Consider the following 22675-nt stretch of genomic DNA (forward strand, 5'->3'; position numbering starts at 1 on the left):
ACACATTATGAGCAACCCAAATACCCAGGCCCTGTCCGACGCCGGCGTTTCCATCTGGCTTGATGACCTTTCCCGCGAACGACTGACCAGCGGCTCGCTGGCCAAGCTGATCGAAGAGAAGAACGTTGTTGGCGTTACCACCAACCCAGCCATCTTCGCCGCTTCACTGTCCAAGGCTGAGGTGTACGGCGAAGCGATTGCTGAGCAGCGTGAAAAGTCCGTGGAAGATGCGATTACCGAGATCACCAGTGACGACGTTGCTGCAGCTTGCGACCTGTTCAAGGGTGTCTACGAGTCCTCCAAGGGCTTCGATGGCCGTGTCTCGATCGAGGTTGATCCTCGTCTAGCTCACGAAACCGCACCAACCATCGCACAGGCCAAAGCCCTGTACGAGCGGGTTAACCGCGACAACGTCCTGATCAAGATTCCAGCCACCCTCGAAGGTCTGGAAGCTATCACCGAGACCATCGCCGAAGGCATTTCGGTCAACGTGACCCTGATCTTCTCGCTGGAACGCTACCGCGAAGTAATCAACGCGTACCTGATCGGTCTGGAGAAGGCTCACGCCAAGGGCTTGGATCTGTCCAAGATCCATTCGGTCGCTTCCTTCTTCGTTTCCCGTGTTGACTCCGAAATCGACAAGCGTCTTGAAGCTATCGGTACCGACGCAGCCACCGCATTGCGCGGCCAGGCTGGCGTAGCGAACGCACGCTTGGCCTACCAGGTCTTCGAAGAGACCTTCGCTTCGGCACGCTACGAGGTGCTGGCTGCCGCTGGCGCCAACGTTCAGCGTCCGCTGTGGGCCTCGACCGGTGTGAAGGACCCTGCGTACCCATCGACCTTGTACGTCACCGAGTTGGTTGCTGCCAACACCGTGAACACCATGCCAGAAAAGACCCTTGACGCTACCGCTGCTGAGGCCGAGGTTCGCGGCGACACCATCTCGGGTAGCTACGAAGCAGCTAATCACGTACTGGACAAGCTGGCCGCCCAGGGCATCGACTACAACGAGGTTGTTAACCTGCTTGAGGTTGAAGGCGTCGACAAGTTCGAGGTTGCTTGGAACGAGTTGCTCGAAGACATGTCAGTGGCTCTGAAGGGAGCCAAGTAAATGGAACTCGGACTGGTTACTACCGGTGCGGCACTCGCCTCTGTTGACCAGCTGCTTCCACAGCTAATCGAAGAGAAGATTGCCAGCCGCATTACCGCCGGCGACGCCACCATCTGGGGTCCAGAGGCTGAAGCAGAATCAGCGATCCGCCTTGGCTGGGTGAACCCTTTCCAGGCGGCAGCAAAACTGATTCCAGAAATCTTGGCACTGCGTGAAGAACTGGTGAAGGAAAACCTGACCCGCATTGTCCTTTGTGGCATGGGCGGCTCCTCGCTGGCTCCAGAAGTCATCGCCGCCAATGACGAGATCGAACTGGTCATCTGCGACACCACCGACCCTTCGATGGTCAAGGACATCGTGGAAACCGATCTTCAGCGCACCGTAGTGGTCGTTTCCTCCAAGTCCGGCTCCACCGTGGAAACCGACTCGCAGCGTCGTGCCTTCACCGCAGCGTTCAACGCTGCCGGAATTGATCCAGCAACCCGTCTGGTGCTGGTCACCGATCCAGGTTCGCCGATGGACAAGGCAGAGGGCGTACGCGCAGTTTTCAACGCCGACCCACATGTGGGTGGCCGCTACTCCGCATTGACCGCCTTCGGCCTGGTACCTTCGGGTCTTGCCGGTGCGGACATCGAAGCATTGGTTGAAGAAGCAGGGCTGATCAGCGACATCTTGGCCGCCGACGATGAGGACAACATCGCGTTGCACCTCGGCGCCGCAATGGCCACCGCAGGCCGTGACAAGCTACTGATCTCCTGCGTGGGCCAGGCACTGCCAGGCTTCGGCGACTGGGCAGAACAGCTCATCGCAGAATCCACCGGCAAGTCCGGCAAGGGCGTTCTGCCTGTTGCCGCACATGTAGGTGCACCCGAGCTGAAGGACGTTGCTTCCGACGTACTGCCGCTGTTCGTTTACGAAGAGCTTCCAGAAGAACTTGATGAGGACGCCACCGCCGTGCACATTAGTGCACCGTTGGGCACCTCCTTCATGATCTTCGAGTACGCCACCGCCATTGCCGGTTACCTGCTGGGCATCAGCCCATTTGACCAGCCAGATGTTGAAGCCGCTAAGGTTGCAGCACGCTCGATGCTCGACGCTCCAGCGCAAACGGCGCCGGATGCCACCGACGGTGCGGTGCAGTTGTACGGCACCACCGCCAGCACCCTGGCAGAGGCTCTGGATCAGCTCACCGCGCAGTTGCCAGAAGATGGTTACTTCGCAATTCAGGCTTACCTGAACCGTCTTTCGGATCAGCAGTTAGAGCAACTGCGTGACCTCTTCGCCGAAAAGACCGGTCGCCCGGTCACCTTCGGTTGGGGTCCACGCTTCTTGCACTCCACCGGCCAGTACCACAAGGGTGGACCGGCTCAGGGTGTATTCCTGCAGATCACCGCGGACCACAAGGATGACCTTGAGATCCCGGATCGTCCATACTCCTTCGGCTCTTTGATCACCGCCCAGGCCATTGGCGACGGTGCAGTGCTCTCAGACGCCGAACACAACCGCCCAGTGCTGCGCGTGAACCTCACGGATCGCGCAGCCGGCATCGCAGCACTGCTAGAGGCTGCGAAGTAAGGCTCGAATGAACAACCCACTACGCGACGCTCGCGACCGGCGGCTTAACCGCATCGCCGGTCCGGGCGCGCTGGTGTTCTTCGGAATCACCGGCGACCTCGCCCGCAAAAAACTGATGCCAGCGGTCTACGACCTGGCTAACCGCGGACTTCTCCCCCCAAACTTTGCCATCGTCGGCTTTGGCCGTCGCGACTGGAGCGCTGAAGACTTCACCGCTCAGGCACGCGAATGGATCCTCGCCAGCTCCCGAACCCCGTTTAACGAGACGGTGTTCGCCCAGCTGGCCTCCGGAATGCGTTTTATTTCCGGTGCCTTCGATGATGACGACGCTTATCGGAAGCTCGCTGAAACCCTGGATGAACTCGCGGAATCGCGTTCCACCGGACGTAACCACGCCTTCTACCTCTCGATCCCACCAAGCTGGTTCGAAATTGTTTGCCAGAAGCTCTCCGAGCACCACCTGGCCAATGATTCCAACCCAGGTTGGGAACGTGTGGTCATCGAAAAGCCATTTGGTCACAACCTGCAAAGCGCCCGCGAACTGAACGAAATCGTGGAGTCCGTTTTCCCAGCAGACCAGGTCTTCCGCATCGACCACTACCTGGGCAAGGAGACCGTACAAAACCTATTGGCTCTGCGTTTTGGTAACCAGATGTTTGAGCCACTGTGGAACAACAAATATGTGGACCACGTACAGATCACCATGGCCGAGGATATCGGCATTGGTGGACGTGCCAGCTACTATGACGGCGTGGGTGCTGCCCGCGATGTCATCCAGAATCACCTGCTCCAGTTGCTGGCACTGACTGCGATGGAGGAGCCAATCTCCTTCAATGCCGATCACTTGCGTAGCGAGAAGGAAAAGGTACTCTCGGCGGTGGAACTGCCCGAGGATCTTGGCGCAGCTAGTGCCCGCGGTCAGTACACCTCAGGCTGGCAGGGTGCAGAAGAAGTGGTTGGCTTCCTTGATGAGGAAGGCTTCAACCCGAAGTCCAAGACCGAAACCTATGCGGCCGTTCGTTTGAACATCAAGACCCGTCGCTGGGATGGGGTACCGTTCTACCTGCGCGCAGGTAAGCGTTTGGGCCGCCGCGTCACAGAAATCGCTGTGGTGTTCAAGAAGGCCCCGAACCTGCTTTTCGGAGATCATGATTCCGACGAGTTCGGTCAGAACGCCTTCGTGATCCGTGTGCAGCCAGATGAAGGTGCCACCATCCGTATTGCATCGAAGGTGCCTGGCACCCAGATGGAGATTCGCGATGTCACCATGGACTTCGGCTACGGTAACGCGTTCACCGAGTCATCCCCAGAAGCTTACGAGCGTCTGATCTTGGATGTACTTTTGGGCGAACCACCACTATTCCCCCGTCATGAAGAGGTCGAGCAGTCCTGGCGAATCCTTGATCCGTTCGAGGAGTACTGGGCTTCACAGCCTAGCCAGCCTGACCCGTACGCGCCGGGCTCCTGGGGACCAGCCAGCAGCGATGAGCTAATGGCCAAAGATGGAAGGACGTGGCGACGCCCATGATGATCGATCTTCCCGATACCACCACTTCCAAGGTGGCCAAGAAGCTGATTTCTTCACGTCGAACCCATGGCGTGGTGGCACTCTCCCGTGTGCTGACCTTGGTGGTCATCACCCGCGAAGGCTTCGCGGAAAACGCTATCGAGGCGGCCAACCTGGCTAGTCGCGAGCACCCATGCCGCATCATCGTTGTGGTTCGTGGCAATACCAGCGCAAAGAACCGCCTCGATGTGCAGATCCGTGTTGGCGGAGACGCCGGTGCATCCGAAGTTATCGTCATGCGTACCTTTGGTCCAGACGTTGTAGCCGATGAAGCACTGATCTCAGCCTTGCTTCTGCCAGATGCACCGATCGTGGCTTGGTGGCCACATGGTGTGCCGAAGGATCCTTACGCGACCGCTTTGGGTAAGTTGGCTCACCGTCGCATTACCGATTCAGCCGAAGAGTCCGATCCGGTCTCCTCGCTATACGGCCGTGCATCCAGCTACCAAGCCGGCGATACCGACCTAGCTTGGACCCGCCTGACCTACTGGCGCGGACAGCTGGCGAGCATCATCGATTTGGTGGGCACCGAGGATCTGACCAGCGTCACCGTGAAGGGCGCAGAGAATTCGCCATCCACCGCGTTACTGGCCGCTTGGCTGACCATGACCCTCAATGTCCCGGTCGCCATTGCTGCAGATAACACCACCGGTGGCCTCTCCAGCGTGCGGCTGAGCCGTGAATCCGGCGATGTTGAGCTTTCGCGTCCTTCCGGCGCGGTAGCTCATCTGTACCTGCCAGGTTCAGCTCCTCAGCGCATTTCGCTGCCACGCCGGTCGGTCGCCGACTGCTTGGCCGAAGAAATGCGTCGCTTGGATGCTGACGAGGTCTTTGGTGACGTGATCACCAAGGGACTGGAAATGACTCAGCTCAGGAGCGTTGTTCCCAGTGATCGCTAGGCAAATCACCATTCATGACGATGTCTCGGCGACCGCTCATGCCATCGCTGCTCGGCTGATCACCTCGATCACCGATGCGGTCAGTGCACGCGGGGTGGCCCACATCGTGGTTACCGGTGGCACCCTAGGCATCGCGGCACTGGTAGCTGTGGCGCAGAACCCAGCCAAAGCTTCGGTGAACTGGTCTGCAGTGCACTTCTGGTGGGGTGATGAGCGTTTTGTCGCTGCCGACAGTGCGGATCGCAACGTACTCCAGGCCGAGCCACTGTTTGCAGCGCTGGATGAGTTGGGGCTGGACCGTGCCACCGTGCACGCTATGGGCTCCACTGATCAGTACGAAACCGCTGAAGAGGCAGCAGTTGCCTACACGCGGTTGCTAGCCGCCGAAGCCTCCGTAGGAGCTGCTTCTCCGGTGTTCGATGTTTTGATGTTGGGCATGGGTCCAGACTCACATGTCGCCTCGCTGTTCCCGAACCACACCCGTTCGGATGAGCTTGGTGCCATTGCGGTTCACGACTCCCCCAAGCCACCACCGCATCGTGTCTCACTGACCATGGGCACCATCAATACCGCGCGTGAAGTGTGGCTGATTGTTGCTGGCGCAGATAAGGCCCCCGCCTTGGCTGCCGCAGCCCATGAGGTCAACGAAGTTGCTGTGCCGGCTAGCGCCGTGCGTGGCACCGAAGCAACTCGGTGGATCGTGGATCGAGCAGCCTCCACGCTGCTCTAACTGATAGGCTCAGGCCGGCGTGGTGAACCCATTGGTTCACCACGCCGGCCTTTGCCCTAACCATTAGATTTCTAGAGGAAAAATGTCTGATCTTAGCTCCCTGCTCAGAGTCACCGTCATCGGTGCCGGTGTCATAGGCCTATCCACCGCCTACGAACTAGCCTCACACGGTCACAAAGTCACCGTGGTGAGCGATCAAGAACCTCTCCAGACTGTTTCGGCGGTCTCCGCAGCTATTTGGTTCCCCTACCATTCCGAGAACTCCCCTGCCGCAGATCTTCTCCTTGCACACACCCTGGAACGTTTTGAAGCCTTGTCGCTGATCCCAGAGACCGGTGTTGACCTACGCTTCGGAATGGACATTGAACGACGTACGGATGCTGATCGGTCCTGGACTAGGCACGTCGCCGATGCCACAGTCGTAGACCCACAGCTCTTGCCTGAGGGCGCTCTTTCTGCCACCAGTGGCACTGTTCCGGTGATTACCATGCCCACATATCTGGGCTGGTTGCAAAACCAATGCCGACAGCTGGGCGTAAAGTTTGAGCAGCGCACCATCACCTCCATCGACGAACTTGCCGCCGAAGCTGACACGGTTGTGCTGGCCGCCGGAATCCGTGGAGGGGAATTACTCGGAGATGATGAGACCGTCTACCCGATTCGAGGCCAAGTGATCCGGTTGGCGAACACCGCAGGTCTTCATGAATGGCTCAGTGACGACGATCATCCACTGGGAGTTTCCTACATCATTCCACGTCGCGAGGACATCATCGTTGGTGGAACGGACGTTGATTACGACACCAACCTGAAGGTGGACGAACAAATCGCCACCGACATGCTCAGCCGAGCTATCTCCATGGTTCCCGAATTAGCCCAGTGCGAAGTTCTCGAACACAAGGTTGGTTTGCGTCCTGCGCGTGAAACTGTCCGATTAGAGCGAATTTCGGCCCATGAAGTCCCCGTCATCGCCGCCTACGGGCACGGCGGAGGTGGCGTCACGATGTCTTGGGGCACAGCTAGACGTGTTCTGGAATTACTAGAGGCTTAACTCAGTTTTCTGAAACCCTAAATTCACCTGAATTCTAGATAAACCCTTCTTTGACGGTGGCTAAATCGTCGCCGTCGGGCACATCATTATTGTTCCGGACATTGCCCCATACACCTGTTCCGTGTGCAGCCTTACGCCGTATTCATCGCGGTAAAGGCTGCACAACGAAATCGACAATTTCTCAAATTTACGCGCTCGTTCCAAGGATTGCTTTAAAGTATCCGCCTTGGCCAACGGCGCGTTTTTGCTGTTCTCTTCCGGATTTATACCGTCAACAATGGAGAGATTTTTGGGTCTATTTCTCGGCGTCACCTTTGATGACGCATTGATGTAACCATCGAAGACAGACCGCAGGCCATAGAGTAATCTCACATTTAATGCACGACCACTCGAATCCGATGCATCACTTTAGTCATTGAGGGCAACAAATGTCGCAATCATTCGATACCCGAAAACTGAACGCTAATGAAACAGTGAATTCTGCCCCAGCGTTTCGTCAGGCCTTGCTTCGTCATTTGCAGTACACCGTGGGCAAGAGCCCGCAAAAGGCATCTATTTTTGACTGGCGCATGGCCCTTTCACATACCGTCCGTGATTATGCCGTAGACCCTTGGTTCGATGCCACACGTCGCACGTGGGACGAAGACCGCAAACGGGTCTACTACCTCTCGATGGAATTTCTCATCGGTCGCTTGCTGGAAGATCAAGCGATCAACCTAGGGTTGCGCGATGTCATCGTGCGAGTTCTCTCTGAATTTGGTTTGAGCTTCGCGGACATCGCCGAAGGTGAACCCGATGCCGCGTTGGGCAATGGTGGATTGGGGCGTTTGGCCGCTTGCTACTTGGATTCCATGTCCACCGTAGGTTGCCCTGCCTATGGCTACGGGCTGCGCTACGAGCACGGTCTTTTCCGCCAGCATTTTGAGCATGGACGGCAGATCGAAACCCCCGAAAATTGGTTGGCCACGGATAACCCTTGGGATTTCAACCGTCCCGAGGCCGCCTACAACGTTGGTTTTGGCGGCGGACTGGCCGAGCAGGACGGTACTTCGATTTGGACTCCAGGTTCCAAGGTAATCGCTTCAGCCCACGACACCCCAGTGGTTGGCTACGCAGGCCAATGGGCCAATACTCTTCGCCTCTGGGCAGCAATGCCAAGCGCAGACTTGTTCGACTTAAATCGCTTTAACGCTGGCGACTTCGCTGCAGCCTCTGAGCCAGAGGCCCTAGCCAGAAGCCTCAGCCGGGTACTTTATCCCAATGACACCACTGAAGGTGGCAAGGAACTTCGACTCTCACAGGAGTACTTCCTGACCTCGGCTTCGGTTCAAGATATCCTGCGCCGCTACCTCGCTGGGCACGAGAATCTACTCAAGCTTCCAGAGTTTGTCGCCATTCAGATGAACGACACCCACCCGGCAATTGCTGGCCCTGAGCTGATTCGCTTATTGGTAGACGAGCACAAGATGGACTTCGACACCTCGGTTTCCACTGTTACCGACGTCTTGGGCTATACCAACCACACGCTGCTGCCCGAGGCGTTAGAACGATGGAGCGTGGGGTTGATGCGCAAGGTCCTACCGCGCCACCTGCAGATTATTGAAACGCTAGACACCCAGTTCATCGAGCTACAGGGGGCGAAGGAAAATCCTGTTCGCCTGATCAACAATGATCAGGTCAGCATGGGTGACCTAGCCTTCACCACCAGCCACAAGATCAATGGGGTCTCGGCCCTGCACACCGAACTGGTCAGTCAAGACCTCTTTCCAGTTCACAACGAATTGCATCCCGGGCGCATCGTGAACATCACCAACGGCATCACCCCGCGTCGCTGGCTGAAACTGGCCAACCCGGCCTTGGCCTCTCTCATTACCGACACCATAGGCGCCGGATGGGAAACGGATCTGGAACGTCTTCGCGAGTTGGAACCGTACGCCAATGACTCTGCGTTCCGCGAGGCCTTCGGCCGGAGCAAGGCCGCTGCCAAAGAACACTTCATTCAATGGCTCGCCAAGGAACATGGCATCCAGTTACCGGCCGAGGCTTTATTTGATGCCCAAGTGAAACGCTTACATGAATACAAGCGCCAACTACTCAACATCTTATGGACCATCGCTCACTATCAACGGATCAAACGCGACCCGCAGGCAGGGTGGGTCCCCCGGGTTAAGATCTTAGGCGGAAAGGCGGCACCGAGCTATCACATGGCCAAACTGATCATTCAGCTCATCAACGACGTGGCCGAGGTAGTTAACAACGATCCGGAAACACAGCACCTGTTGCGCGTTGTTTATCCTCCAAACTATGGGGTCTCCATGGCAGAAAAGCTGATCCCCGCCGCGGATCTCTCCGAACAAATTTCCACCGCTGGAATGGAGGCCTCTGGTACTGGAAATATGAAGTTTGCGCTCAACGGAGCGCTGACCATTGGAACCCTAGACGGGGCAAATGTTGAAATCCGCGAACAAGTCGGGGCCGAGAACTTCTTCCTCTTCGGCCTGAGTACCGAACAGGTTGCGCAGCGAAGAGCTCAAGAAGGCCATGCTCGTACAGCGTTGGAAGCCAGCCAAACCTTGCGTGATGTGCTGCAGGCAATCGCAGAGGGTACTTTCAGCCCCGATGACCACCACCGTTATGACGGTTTGCTCGATGCCATGTGGAACAGTGACTGGTTCTTGGTGGCCTCAGATTTTGAGGATTACGACCGGGCGCAAACCGAGGTCGCCGAATGCTACGCGGATGCTGAACGTTGGCAACGCATGGCGATTCTTAACGTCGCACGCATGGGGTATTTCAGTTCTGACCGCTCGATTCGTCAGTACATGAATCAAATTTGGGATGTCGAATCTGCTCTGTAAGTCGAAGCGGTCGTTCACACTAAGTCATACTGCCATGAGCTGCGTCATGTTAACGTGACCTAAATCTTATTGTGCTTGGATGAGATCAAATGACGAGGCAAGGAGCCGAGGTGCCAAAAGAGGACTGCATCACTGCGATACTGGGCCCCCAACAGGTTAGCTTGTTGGCCCGGGGAGAGCACCCTGATCCCTTTGCTGCGCTGGGCCCAACTGCAGACGGAGCGCATGTAGTTCTCCGCTTCCCAGGGGCCGAGCAAGTATGGCTGTTTAACAAGACTGACCAGGTGAAGGCCACCGCTCATCCAGCGGATCCCGTAGTCTTCGTTGCGGCGTTCCTGCCTTACTATCGGATCCGCATCCAATGGGCGTCCGGATACGTTGAAGAACGCGAAGACCCCTACCGCTTTGGACCGGTCATTGGCCAGTTCGATGAACATCTGATCGGTGAAGGTGAGCACCACGGCCTCTGGAAGGCGCTGGGTGCTCACCTGATCACCCACGAAGACATCGCCGGCGTACACTTCGCCCTGTGGGCACCAAACGCTCAACGTGTTTCAGTTCTAGGCGACTTTAACGGCTGGAATGGCACCGTGCACCCAATGCGCTCACGCGGTGCCACTGGGGTCTGGGAGATCTTCCTGCCCGGGCTTGAGGAAGGCACCGTCTACAAATACGAGATCCTTGGCGCCAACGGCGAGGTGTTGCCGCTGAAGGCGGACCCGGTCGGCTTCGGCTCCGAGCTCGCGCCGGCAAATGGTTCAGTGGTTCGCCCATTGGGCACCCATAAATGGAACGATCAGCAATGGGTCACCGAACGAGCACAGATCAATGCCGTCGATGCTCCCGTCAGCATCTACGAGGTGCATTTGGGGTCTTGGCGCAGACTCGCCGAAAACAATCGGTCTCTGAGCTACCTTGAGCTAGCTCAGGAACTCGTCGACTACGCCGCCGACATGGGCTTCACCCATACTGAAGTACTCCCGGTCACCGAGCACCCCTTTGACGGGTCCTGGGGTTACCAGCCGATCGGGCTCTTCGCACCGACCGTTCGTTATGGCACACCACAAGAATTTGCCGCCTTTGTTGACGCCGCCCATGCGCGCGGTCTCGGGGTGATCGCGGACTGGGTTCCGGGACACTTCCCCACCGACGAACATGGTCTGGGCCGGTTCGACGGTACCGCGCTATACGAGCATCAAGATCCTCGCGAAGGCTTTCACCCGGACTGGAACACGCTGATCTATAACTATGGGCGCCCTGAAGTCCGCAATTATCTTGTGGCCAATGCGCTGTATTGGCTGGAGGAATACCACCTGGACGGGCTGCGCGTGGATGCTGTCGCCTCGATGATCAACCGCGACTACTCGCGAGCGGAAGGTGAATGGGTCGCCAACAAGGATGGCGGGAAAGAGAACTACGAAGCCCTGGAATTCTTGAAGCAGACCAATGTGGCTAGCTATGCGCAGCATCCCGGCATCGCAATGATCGCCGAAGATTCCACCGCCTACCCCGGTGTCACCCGCCCGGTAGATGCCGGAGGCCTAGGTTTCGGCTTCAAGTGGAACCTAGGCTGGATGAATGACTCGCTGGAGTACTTCGGCAAGGATCCGGTCTACCGCAAGCACCACCACAATCAGCTCACCTTCGGCATCACCTATGCCTTCAGCGAGAATTTCTTGCTCCCGATCAGCCACGATGAGGTCGTGCACGGCAAAGGGTCAATGTATTCACGCATGCCAGGCAACCATGCCGACAAGTTGGGAAACCTCAAAGCGTTCTACGCTTACATGTGGGGCTACCCCGGCAAGAAACTGTTGTTCATGGGGCAAGAGTTCGGGCAAAAATCCGAATGGAACTACCAGAGCCAACTGGACTGGGACGTACTGGACGATCCGGGCCACGCCGGGGTTCAAACACTGGTGCGCGATCTGAATACGCTCTATCGTCAACAGCCTGCCTTACACCGCAGAGATCATCGCGGCGACGGATTTAGCTGGCTTCTGGTCGATGATGTAGAACACCAGGTGTTCGCATGGCTGCGACGCGGCGAACCAGGCGACGCCCATGTTGTAGTCATCGTGAATCTCACCCCGGTGGAACGCACTGGCTTCCGCATTGGGTTCCCGGTGCCCGGCCGCTGGATCGAAGCGCTTAATACAGACTCCGAGCGTTACCACGGGGCCAATCGCGGTCACGGCGGAGCCGTCGAAACCGAAGCCGTTGCCTGTGGCAACGAAGCCCAATCTGCTCTACTCACACTCCCACCTTTATCGGCACTCTATTTTGTGGAGGAACAATCATGAATATCAATTCCGGTACTCGCGGTGTCACCGGCGCACCTCCGCGCCTCTCAAGCCAAGCGATGGCCTTTGTTCTCGCTGGCGGACGTGGCAGCCGTCTAGAGGAGCTCACCGATCGCCGTGCCAAACCCGCCGTGCACTTCGGCGGCAAGTCTCGCATTATTGATTTCCCACTGTCCAATGCCTATAACTCTGGTGTGCGCAAGATGGCAGTAGCCACCCAGTACAAGGCACACTCCTTGATCCGCCACATGCAACGCGGATGGAATTTCTTCCGTGCCGAGCGAAATGAATACCTCGATATTCTGCCAGCCAGCCAGCGCGTCCAAGAAAACAAGTGGTACTTGGGTACTGCGGATGCAGTGACCCAGAATATCGACATCGTTGATGATTATGATGTCGAGTACGTGATCATCTTGGCCGGCGATCACGTCTACAAGATGGACTACGAGATCATGTTGCGTCAGCACGTGGATACCCGCGCTGACGTCACCATCGGTTGCCTGACAGTACCTCGCGAAGAAGCTACCGGCTTCGGTGTCATGCACGTGAACGAGGCCGGACGTGTCGTGGATTTCCTCGAGAAACCAGCAGATCCTCCGGGCATGCCAGAAGATCCTTCCATGGCATTGGCTTCCATGGGTATCTACGTCTTCAACTGGAAGTTCCTGCGTGAACTGTTGCTCGAGGATGCGGAAGAAGCCAACTCCAGCCACGACTTTGGCCACGATCTAATCCCGCACATCGTCAAAAGCGGTAGCGCCTACGCGCACAAATTCACCGACTCCTGCGTGATGACCGGACTAGAAACCGAACCCTACTGGCGCGATGTGGGCACTATTGATTCCTTCTGGCGAGCCAATCTGGATCTAACGGAGGTCGTGCCCTCACTGGACCTCTACGACAATAGTTGGCCTATCTGGACCTATGCGGAGTTGACCCCACCGGCAAAGTTCATCCACGACGATGAATCACGACGGGGACAAGCAGTCGAATCGCTGATCTCAGGAAACTGCATCCTTTCCGGCGCCGACGTACATAAGTCCTTGCTGTTCACAGGCAACCGGGCCCACTCCTTCTCCAAGCTTGATCAGGTAGTGTCACTGCCCAACGTAGATGTGGGTCGCAACGCGGATCTGACAAAGTGCGTGATTGACAGCCGAGTGCGCATTCCAGAGGGTTTGGTCGTCGGTCAGGACCCCGTGGAAGATTCTAAGTGGTTCCGACGTACCGCCTCTGGTGTCGTACTCATTACCCAACCCATGCTGGACCAACGAGCTGCAGTACTCGCTGGCGATCTGAAACTCAACCCTGAACAATTGGAGGGGAAGTAAGCGCCCATGGCCGCAAAAAATCGCCGAGTGCTCTCCGTAGCCTCCGAGTGTGCTCCGCTGATCAAAACTGGCGGACTGGCCGACGTGGTCGGTGCGCTCCCCTCCGCGCTTGAACCTCTCGGATGGCGCACCCGGATCCTCATGCCGGCCTACCCAGGCCTACTAGAGAAAGTCGGGCGCACTCGGCGGATTTGGCGTCACGATAATATCTTTGGCGGTCCGGCCTCGGTCCGTTCGGGGCGCCACGCTGGGCTGGATCTGCTCTTACTGGACGCACCGCACCTCTTTGACCGTCCCGGCGGACCCTATGTAGTCGACGGGCACGATCACCACGATAACCATGTGCGCTTTGCCGCGCTGTCTTGGGTGGGCGCCCAACTGGCCATCAACGGCACCAGTGACCGATGGCGACCAGATATCGTGCACGCCCACGACTGGCAGGCAGGCCTGGTACCGTCCTACCTCAAGTATGCGGGCTCCACGATTCCCAGCGTCCTGACTATTCACAACATCGCCTTCCAAGGTATTTTCGGCCCGGACCAGCTCGATGACCTTCAGCTGCCCACCTGGGACTTCCACCCTGATGCGTTGGAGTACCACGGGCTGGTGAGCACCTTGAAGGCAGGAATGATTCATGCCTCGACAGTGAGCACCGTCAGTCCAACGTACGCTCACGAGCTGACCACTGACGACTTCGGCTTCGGCCTACAAGGCGTCGTCTCTATGCGACGCGACCGTGGCGAGCTCAAGGGCATCCTCAACGGCATTGATACGGAGGTGTGGAATCCTGCCACCGATGCGAACATCACCAACTTCGACGCCGAGAATCCGGCAGCCAAGACGGTTAACCGTACCGCGTTGCTTGACGAATTCGAGCTCGATGAACCATCCGGTCCGCTAGCCGTGGTGGTGACCCGACTGACCCATCAAAAAGGCGTCGATCTACTGCTTGAACAGCTACCCACCTTTATTGAAGCCGGCGGTGCTGTGGTGGTCCTCGGTTCCGGCGACCCGAGCTACGAATACGCACTGAGCGAGCTAGCCGCGCGGTATCCGCGCAGTGTCGGACTACGCATCGGATATGACGAGCCGCTGAGTCACCGACTCTACGCTGGAGCCGATCTGGTGTTAGTTCCTTCCCGGTTTGAACCCTGCGGGCTGACGCAGCTGATCGGCCTACGTTACGGCGCGATCCCACTCGTAGCGGCCACCGGCGGGCTCAAGGACACGGTGGTTGACGCAACACCTGAGAACCTGTCCAACAAGACCGCCACCGGTTTTACCTTTAGCGACATCGATGCTGGCGGGCTAGGCTTTGCTCTGGGCAGATCGATCGACCTGTATCAGGACCAGGACTCGTGGCAGCAATTGCGCGCGCAAGCCTTGCATGCGCCGGTTGATTGGGGCACATCAGCAGCCGAATACGCGAACCTGTTCACGGAACTCACTTCATGACCGAAGCCAAAATTCCTCCGGTAGGTGTTGGTCGCCCGTGGCCGCTAGGCGTCACCATTGACTCGACCGGGGTCAACGTGGCGGTCTATGCTCCGCAGGCCACGGCCGTGTATTTTTGCCTGTTCGGACAGGACGGTCAGCAGCCAGAGCATCGCCTGTCGCTGCCCTACCACCAGGACGGAATCTGGCATGCCCACGTTGAGGGTATTGCGGCGGGGATGCGTTACGGTTTGCGTGCCGAGGGACCCTTCCGCCCCGATGAGGGCTTGGTTTTTAACGTTGAGAAACTGCTCATTGACCCTTACGCCCGCGCCTTAGACCGCCCGGTGGCCCACCATGATCTGATGTTGGGCACCACGCTGGGCGAGGACGATCAGTTCGAGGCCGATCCGCGCGATAGTGCCAGTGTTGTTCCCAAGGGCATCATCACCAGTGCCCCCACCACAGCCGACCCGACAAGTAATCGTCCGGGTCATGAGCTGGCGGATCTGGTCATCTACGAGACTCACCTCAAGGGCATTTCGGCGGCGCACCCAGCAGTACCGGAAGAACTGCGCGGAACGTACGCAGGGATGGCTCACCGGGCGGTCATCGAGTATTTGCAGTCCTTGGGCGTCACCGCGGTGGAGCTGTTGCCTATCCAGAGCTTCATCGACGATGAATTTCTGGTAGATAAGGGGTTGAGAAACTACTGGGGATACCAGCCGATGGCTTGGTTTGCCCCGGATCCTCGTTACGCCCACGTTGATGCCACCGATGAGCTGCGGCAATTGGTGTACACGCTGCACGAGGCCGGGATCGAAGTCATTGTTGACGTGGTGTATAACCACAATGGCGAAGGCAACGGACTCGGGCCTACCCTGAGCCTTCGCGGACTGGATAACACTGGTTACTTCCGCTTCACCGACGACGAGCATCACCACTATATTAATGACAGCGGGACTGGCAATACCTTAGCCGTCGAAAACCCCATGGTTCTACGATTAGTGCTCGACAGTTTGCGCTATTGGGCGCAAACCTTCGGAGTCGACGGTTTCCGCTTCGACTTGGCCACGGCGGTCGCCCGCAGCCCACAAGGTTTCGAACCGCAGGGCAGCTTCTTGCAGACCATCGCCCAAGATCCTGTGCTCGGCGAGCTGAAACTTATCGCCGAACCGTGGGATCTGGGTCCCGGTGGTTACCAAGTGGGAAACTTCCCTGCCCCGTTTGCCCAGTGGAACGATCGCTTCCGCGACGGGGTGCGACGAATCTGGCGTGGCGACTCGCTCGGGGAAGCGAACTTCGGCTCACTGCTTCTTGGTTCCGCGGACCTCTTTGACCATTCCGGACGCACTACCACTGCAGGAATCAACTTCATCAGTGCTCATGACGGGTTTACCTTGCGCGACACTGTCTCGTACTCGCATAAGCACAATGAGGCCAATGGCGAAGAAAATCGAGACGGTCACAACGAGAACCTCAGTGATAACTTCGGGGTGGAAGGCGCTACCGACGACGCTGGAATCGCTCAGGCTCGGAGCCTGCGTGTACGCGGCATGCTCACCACGCTGTTCCTCGCGCAGGGTGTACCAATGCTCCTGGCCGGAGATGAGCTCGGTAATAGCCAGTTAGGCAATAACAATGCCTATGCCCAGGACAATGTCTTGGGTTGGGTCGACTGGTCAGAGACTGATCAGGAACTCACGCGTTATGTACGGCGACTCATCGATTTACGCGGCCGTCTACCGCTACTGCGTCAGCGAGGCTTCTTACATGGACAGTTACGCACGGACGGGTTCCCGGATGTGCGATGGTTGTGTCCTGATGGAACCGCGCCCACCGCAGAGCATTGGCAGGACCCGGAATTTCGTTCATTAGCGCTTCAGTTGCGCGGCGTCGCCCAGGACCCACGGGGTGAAGCGCTCAACGGAAGTGTCCTGATCATTTTTAACCTTAGCGCGCAATGTGAGTTTCAGTTGCCTTCCTTAGAAGGTGAAGCTCAATGGCGCTTCGAGATAGACAGCGCCGATCCTCAACGGTCTACTGGAACCGTTTCGGGAGACTATGTTGCCGCTGCTCATTCTGTCGTGGTGCTCAGCTGCCACGGGTAACACCACCGGTTTAAACTCAATGGGCGCCTTCCACATATCGTGGAAGGCGCCCTTTGGCTGGCTTTTGCCTTAAGGCTTCAATTAGCCTTCAGCGCTGAATCTCAGGACCAGAGCTAGACCGAGATCGGGAACTTACCCGAAAAAATATTCAGCGCGTCTTTGCAGGACGAGGTCTCAACTCGCACTATCGCTTCTTCCTCAGCAAAAGACGCACCAGCACCCAAACAATGAATGCCAGCAGCCCCGCTAAGAGGTTTCGCGATAAGGCGTCGAGCGAATAAGGCACGTTTACGAGGCCCAAAGAAAGTATCAGTAGGATGGCCAAGACAATTAGTGACGAACCTCTGGTCACGAATACCACGGGCCTATCAGTAGCCCCGCAATGAAGAAGGCCCCTCCAGTCGCCACCGAACAGTCAAAAGGTCGCTTGCCACACCATTCGTTAAGGCTCTTATATGTTCGCGTATCTACAACGCGGTTCATTTTTCCGTCGTTGCGACGCAACACCAGATATGAACCCTTGCAAGGATTTGTTCCGGATTTGAACTTCACCCACATGCTTCGTGCATAGGTTTGTCCTATGGTCGAACACGTTCGCTGCCAACCGGCCACTGCTGCACAAGCGGGATTCACCGGTTGAAGTTCAGATTTACCCGTGGCATCCGAATGTTCTCGCGAGTTAATTGATTGTGTGTCTAATACCGCTGAACACGGAGTCGTCGCAGCCGGTATATCAACTGCTCCCATCGGCTCGATTGCTTGCGCAGGCACACAAAGTCGACCCAGACCCAGTAAGACAGTTGTCGAAACCGCGGCCATTCGCTTTATCAATTGCTTCAAAAGTATCCCATCGACATTGCGAGTGTCGAATATTACAGATCAAAATATACTTGCAATAATATGGCCTGACAAGATTCTTTGCATTAGTTCAAACAAACCGTTCTCTATCAACAGCTAAGTTGTTGAAGGAGTTAGCCCTGTCATTTTGCAGAAGGGAGAACTCACAACGCACCGGGACTAAAATTTAGTCATAGCCAGATAGCAAAAACATGTTCAAAGGGAGAAGCGCAAGTCAAAAAACGAATGCGCATCTGAGCGACTCAAACTTATAGGAACAATCCACCCAAATTTCGGCTTCTGATTTAGGGAGACGAATTTGTAGTTGCAATGCTGGTCTTGATCGGCGGTCTTGTTTAACACGGGAAGTTCCGCGCTGACCATGTGCTATCCAATTCATTGGAGGCGGTTGTACAAGACTGTTTTGAGGCTGTAAGCAGCGCATAAAGTATCGCCTAAGCTGCTCACAATACATTCATGGCCCTGGCCAACAGCTACACACTGGCGCCAGTGGTTCCGACATGCGACCGCACCTGACAACACTTACAAGACACACAAATGCCACGGACAAAAGCCCTGGTTTAAACCAAAAAGGGCGCCTTCCACATCAGTGGAAGGCACCCATTGGCTGCTTTTTGGCTAAAGGCTGTAACTAGCCTTCAGCGCTGAATCTCAGGACTAGGGCTAGACCGATAATTACGGCGCCCCACACAACACCAAGAATGATGGTGACGCGATTCAGGTTGCGCTCGGCAACGCCTGAAGAGCCCATTGAGCTGGTCATACCGCCGCCGAACATGTCCGACATACCGCCACCACGACCCTTATGAAGCAGGATCAGGAGGGTTAGCAGGACACTTGTGATGCCCAGCAGTACCTGCAGAATGATCTTGATAATATCCAAGTCGACGGTTCCTTAGCTAGATTCAGTCGGTTACGAGGTGTTGCTCGAACCTGACAATATTAGCAAACTCTTCGGCGTCGAGGCTCGCTCCGCCAACCAACACGCCGTCAACGTCACGCTCACGCATGATCGATGCCGCGTTCGCAGCCTTAACACTACCGCCGTAGAGCAGCTGAGTCTTCTCGGCAATTTCTGCTCCGAAACGTTCAGCCAATGCGCCGCGAATTGCTGCACACATTTCCTGAGCGTCGGCAGGACCAGCAACTTCACCGGTACCGATAGCCCACACTGGTTCGTAAGCAATGACCAGGTTTTCTGCCTGCTCAGCGCTGACGCCTTCCAAGGACTCAGCCAGTTGGTTCAGCGTGAAAGCAACGTGCTCTCCTGCCTTACGGACCTCTAGGCCTTCTCCAACGCAGAGCATTGGAGTGACCTCATGACGGTACGCAGCAGCCAGCTTGGCAGCAATAACGTCGTTGGTTTCGTTGTGGTATTCACGACGCTCGGAGTGACCTACAAGCACGTAGGTGCAACCAAGCTTCTTCAGGAACTGACCCGAAATTTCGCCGGTGTACGCGCCCGAGTCCTGTGCCGACAAATCCTGTGCGCCGTAAACGACGTCCAGCTTGTCACCCAGAACTAAGGTCTGAACTCCACGGATGTCCGTGAATGGCGGGAATACAGCAACTTCAGCACGATCGTAGTTGTGTTCGTGGTCCTTGAGGGTCCACGCAAGCTTCTGGACGAGGGTGATGCCCTGGACATGGTCCATGTTCATCTTCCAGTTGCCAGCGATCAGTGGCTGGCGCACAAAGGCGCCGTTCTGCGAAATGGTCATTTCTTAACCTTCCAATGCGGCAACGCCCGGCAGGGTCTTGCCTTCGAGGTACTCCAGGGATGCTCCGCCACCGGTGGAGATGTGACCGAAGTCCTCCTCCGAGAAGCCCAAAGCGCGTACGGCTGCGGCAGAATCGCCACCGCCGACAACGCTGAATGCTTCCGAGTTTGCCAGTGCCTGCGCAACAGTGCGGGTACCCTCAGCGAACGCTGGGATCTCAAATACGCCCATTGGGCCATTCCAGAACACGGTGTTAGCGCTGGTGATGTAGCTTGCGAACTGCTGCGCCGACTTTGGTCCGATATCCAGACCCAATCCGGTGGAGCCGAAGCTTGCTTCCTCGATCTTGTCAGCTGGCAAGATTTCGTGTGCGGCGTCCGCACCGAACTTCTCAGCCACAACAACATCGACAGGAACGATGATTTCGCAACCCAGTTCCTGTGCGCGCTTCAAGTAATCCTGGCAGACAGCAATCTGATCTTCTTCAAGCAAGGAACCACCAATGGCGTAACCCTGAGCCTTGAGGAAGGTGAAGGCCATACCTCCACCGATCAGCAGCTGATCAGCCTTACCAAGAAGGTTGTCGATAACTGCAAGCTTGTCCGAGACCTTCGAACCGCCCAAAACCACCACGTAAGGGCGCTTTGGTGCCTCGGTCAGGGTCTTGAGAACCTTGACTTCGGTAGCTACGAGGTCGCCCTGGTAGCTAGGCAGCAGGCTGGCAATGTCGTACACGGAAGCGTGCTTGCGGTGCACGGCGCCAAAAGCGTCGTTCACGTAAGCACCGTTCTCACCGGTCAGTGCGGCTAGTTCCTTGGCGAACTCTTCACGTTCTGCATCCACCTTGGAGGTTTCGCGAGCGTCGAAGCGAACGTTCTCAAGAACTAGTACCGAACCTTCAGCAAGGTTTGCCGCTGCGTTGCGAGCGGATTCGCCCACTACATCTTCGGCGACCGTTACTTCAAAGTCAGCAAGTTCGTTCAAGCGCTGAGCTGCAGGTGCGATCGAGTACTTCGCATCGAACTGCCCCTTCGGGCGGCCCAGGTGCGCCATTACGATGACCTTGGCACCTGCTTCAACCAGCTTGGAGATGACCGGCAAAGATGCGCGTACGCGGCCGTCATCGGTCACAGTTGCACCGTCGAGCGGCACGTTCAGGTCACTTCGGACCAGAACGTGCCGTCCGCGGACACCGTTGTCAGCGATCAATTCGTCAATAGTGTGAGAAGACATATCTCTAGGTTATCGACTAGAGGCTTGATCCCACGAATCCAACAAGGTCAACAAGTCGTGAGGAGTAGCCCCACTCGTTGTCGTACCACGAAACAACCTTCACGCTGTTGCCCATAACGGTGGTCAGACCGGAGTCGAAGATCGACGAGTTAGGGTTGGTGACGATGTCCGAGGAAACCAGTGGATCGGTCGAGTACTCCAGAACGTCCTTCAGTGGACCTTCGGAAGCGGCCTTCTCGAATGCAGCGTTGATTTCTTCAGCGGTTGCGGTGCGAGCGAGGTTGACGGTCAGGTCAGTTGCCGAGCCGGTTGGAACTGGAACGCGCATTGCGTAGCCGTGCAGCTTGCCCTTGAGCTCTGGAAGTACAACGCCGATGGCCTTAGCAGCACCGGTCGAGGTAGGAATCAGGTTCAGTGCAGCGGCACGTGCACGACGTGGATCGCTGTGTGGAGCATCCTGCAGGCGCTGGTCAGCGGTGTATGCGTGGATGGTGGTCATCAGGCCATCAACAATGCCGAACTCGTCGTTCAGAACCTTAGCCAGTGGGGCCAGGCAGTTGGTGGTGCATGATGCGTTCGAGATGATGTTGTGGTTTGCAGGATCGTACTTGTCCTGGTTAACACCCATCACGATGGTGATGTCTTCATCGGATGCTGGAGCCGAGATGATGACCTTCTTGGCGCCTGCAGCGATGTGCTTCTTAGCGTCAGCAGCCTTGGTGAAGAAACCGGTCGACTCGATGACGACGTCGACGTTCAATTCACCCCAAGGAAGGTTTGCTGGGTCGCGCTCGGAAAGTACCTTGATGCGACGTTCGCCGACGACGATGGTGTCACCATCTACGGATACTGCCTCGCCCACTGGGCCGAGTACAGAGTCAAACTTCACCAGGTGAGCAAGCGAATCGATTGAACCAAGGTCGTTGACGGCGACAATTTCGATGTCTGCCTTGTGTGCCAATACTGCACGCAGGAAGTTGCGTCCGATACGGCCAAAACCATTGATACCAACACGAGTTGTCACGTGACTATCTCCTCTAAACGGGATGATTGTGCCACGACCGTTCGCAAACGGAAGTGGCCTTCTTTGAAGGACACTCCGTTGTGCCGTGCTTTGCGGATCCCAGCAAATCGCCGGGATCCGCAACACACTTGAAACATACTACGCTATTTCAGCGCAGAATGTGAGCTAACTTACCAGATTACTTATTTGCCTGGAACGATTAGCGATGCGGCGCCCTGACGAGCAGCCTCAAAACGTGCCTGAACGTCTGCCCAGTTCACAATGTTCCAGAACGCCTTAACGTAGTCAGCCTTTACGTTGACGTAGTCCAGGTAGAAGGCGTGCTCCCACATGTCCAGCATCAGCAGTGGGGTGGTTGCTACTGGAACGTTGCCCTGCTGATCGTAAAGCTGCTCGATGACCAGCTGGCCACCGATAGCGTCGTATGCCAGTACAGCCCAGCCCGAGCCCTGCAGGCTCATAGCTGCTGCGGTGAAGTGACCGCGGAAACCGTCGAAGGAGCCGAAGAACTCGTCAATTGCTGCGGACAGCTCGCCCTCTGGCTTGTCGCCACCCTCTGGGGACAGGTTGTTCCAGAAGATCGAGTGGTTGGTGTGACCGCCCAGGTGGAATGCCAGGTCCTTGGACAGCTTCGGGATGTTACCGAATTCGCCCTTTTCGCGGGCTTCAGCCAGCTGCTCCAGTGCCGAGTTAGCGCCAGCAACGTAGGTCGCGTGGTGCTTGGAGTGGTGCAGCTCCATGATGCGAGCCGAGATGTTTGGCTCGAGTGCAGCGTAGTCGTACTGCAGTTCTGGCAGTGAATATACAGCCATGATTCTCCTCAATTTTCTCTTTCGGATGAATCTCCACAGGAGGGCTCCTGCGGGGACACT

Annotated in this window: 16 protein-coding genes; 11 read left to right on the forward strand and 5 right to left on the reverse strand. The window is 56.8% G+C overall.

The window, feature by feature from the left end; translation table 11 throughout:
- Positions 1-7 precede the first annotated feature (7 nt).
- From tal to glgX, 11 genes are all read left to right on the forward strand, one after another.
- Positions 8-1111: a transaldolase gene (tal, locus tag FJV47_RS01150; RefSeq protein ID WP_159609308.1), complete on the forward strand. Its 1104-nt coding sequence runs from the start codon at positions 8-10 to the stop codon at positions 1109-1111.
- Complete coding sequence (locus FJV47_RS01155) at positions 1112-2686, forward strand: glucose-6-phosphate isomerase (protein ID WP_159609309.1); 1575 nt, start codon at positions 1112-1114, stop codon at positions 2684-2686.
- Positions 2687-2693: 7 nt separating this feature from the next.
- Positions 2694-4214, forward strand: coding sequence for a glucose-6-phosphate dehydrogenase (zwf, locus tag FJV47_RS01160; protein ID WP_159609310.1), 1521 nt, complete (start codon positions 2694-2696; stop codon positions 4212-4214).
- The gene (locus tag FJV47_RS01165) at positions 4211-5152 is read left to right on the forward strand and encodes a glucose-6-phosphate dehydrogenase assembly protein OpcA (protein ID WP_159609311.1); all 942 of its coding nucleotides are present in this window, start codon (positions 4211-4213) and stop codon (positions 5150-5152) included. Before zwf ends, FJV47_RS01165 begins: the two co-directional genes overlap by 4 nt.
- Positions 5142-5882, forward strand: a complete 741-nt coding sequence (gene pgl, locus FJV47_RS01170) for a 6-phosphogluconolactonase (RefSeq protein ID WP_159609312.1) — start codon at positions 5142-5144, stop codon at positions 5880-5882. Before FJV47_RS01165 ends, pgl begins: the two co-directional genes overlap by 11 nt.
- Before the next feature lie 82 nt (positions 5883-5964).
- Positions 5965-6930 carry an FAD-dependent oxidoreductase gene (locus FJV47_RS01175; RefSeq protein ID WP_159609313.1) on the forward strand — a complete coding sequence of 322 codons (966 nt, stop codon included), beginning with the start codon at positions 5965-5967 and terminating at the stop codon, positions 6928-6930.
- A gap of 428 nt (positions 6931-7358) precedes the next feature.
- A complete protein-coding gene (locus FJV47_RS01180) occupies positions 7359-9788 on the forward strand; it encodes a glycogen/starch/alpha-glucan phosphorylase (protein ID WP_159609314.1) in 2430 nt (809 codons plus the stop codon).
- A gap of 110 nt (positions 9789-9898) precedes the next feature.
- Positions 9899-12091, forward strand: coding sequence for a 1,4-alpha-glucan branching protein GlgB (glgB, locus tag FJV47_RS01185; RefSeq protein WP_235026295.1), 2193 nt, complete (start codon positions 9899-9901; stop codon positions 12089-12091).
- Positions 12088-13422, forward strand: a complete 1335-nt coding sequence (gene glgC / locus FJV47_RS01190; protein ID WP_159609316.1) for a glucose-1-phosphate adenylyltransferase — start codon at positions 12088-12090, stop codon at positions 13420-13422. The genes glgB and glgC overlap by 4 nt, the downstream gene beginning before the upstream one ends.
- A 6-nt stretch (positions 13423-13428) precedes the next feature.
- Positions 13429-14877 carry a glycogen synthase GlgA gene (gene glgA / locus FJV47_RS01195; protein ID WP_159609317.1) on the forward strand — a complete coding sequence of 483 codons (1449 nt, stop codon included), beginning with the start codon at positions 13429-13431 and terminating at the stop codon, positions 14875-14877.
- Positions 14874-16967, forward strand: a complete 2094-nt coding sequence (gene glgX, locus FJV47_RS01200) for a glycogen debranching protein GlgX (protein ID WP_159609318.1) — start codon at positions 14874-14876, stop codon at positions 16965-16967. Before glgA ends, glgX begins: the two co-directional genes overlap by 4 nt.
- A gap of 1489 nt (positions 16968-18456) precedes the next feature.
- Here the strand turns inward: glgX and secG are convergent.
- From secG to FJV47_RS01225, 5 genes are all read right to left on the reverse strand, one after another.
- Positions 18457-18708: a preprotein translocase subunit SecG gene (gene secG / locus FJV47_RS01205; protein WP_159609319.1), complete on the reverse strand. Its 252-nt coding sequence runs from the start codon at positions 18706-18708 to the stop codon at positions 18457-18459.
- A 22-nt stretch (positions 18709-18730) separates the two neighbouring features.
- The gene (gene tpiA / locus FJV47_RS01210) at positions 18731-19546 is read right to left on the reverse strand and encodes a triose-phosphate isomerase (protein ID WP_159609320.1); all 816 of its coding nucleotides are present in this window, start codon (positions 19544-19546) and stop codon (positions 18731-18733) included.
- Between the two features lie 3 nt (positions 19547-19549).
- The gene (gene pgk, locus FJV47_RS01215; protein ID WP_159609321.1) at positions 19550-20779 is read right to left on the reverse strand and encodes a phosphoglycerate kinase; all 1230 of its coding nucleotides are present in this window, start codon (positions 20777-20779) and stop codon (positions 19550-19552) included.
- Positions 20780-20795: 16 nt separating this feature from the next.
- Complete coding sequence (gene gap, locus FJV47_RS01220; protein WP_159609322.1) at positions 20796-21803, reverse strand: type I glyceraldehyde-3-phosphate dehydrogenase; 1008 nt, start codon at positions 21801-21803, stop codon at positions 20796-20798.
- A gap of 182 nt (positions 21804-21985) precedes the next feature.
- Positions 21986-22615: a superoxide dismutase gene (locus tag FJV47_RS01225; RefSeq protein ID WP_159609323.1), complete on the reverse strand. Its 630-nt coding sequence runs from the start codon at positions 22613-22615 to the stop codon at positions 21986-21988.
- Positions 22616-22675: the final 60 nt, after the last annotated feature.

Origin of the sequence: Glutamicibacter sp. JC586 (assembly GCF_009805585.1) — a bacterium.
GTDB lineage: Bacteria > Actinomycetota > Actinomycetes > Actinomycetales > Micrococcaceae > Glutamicibacter.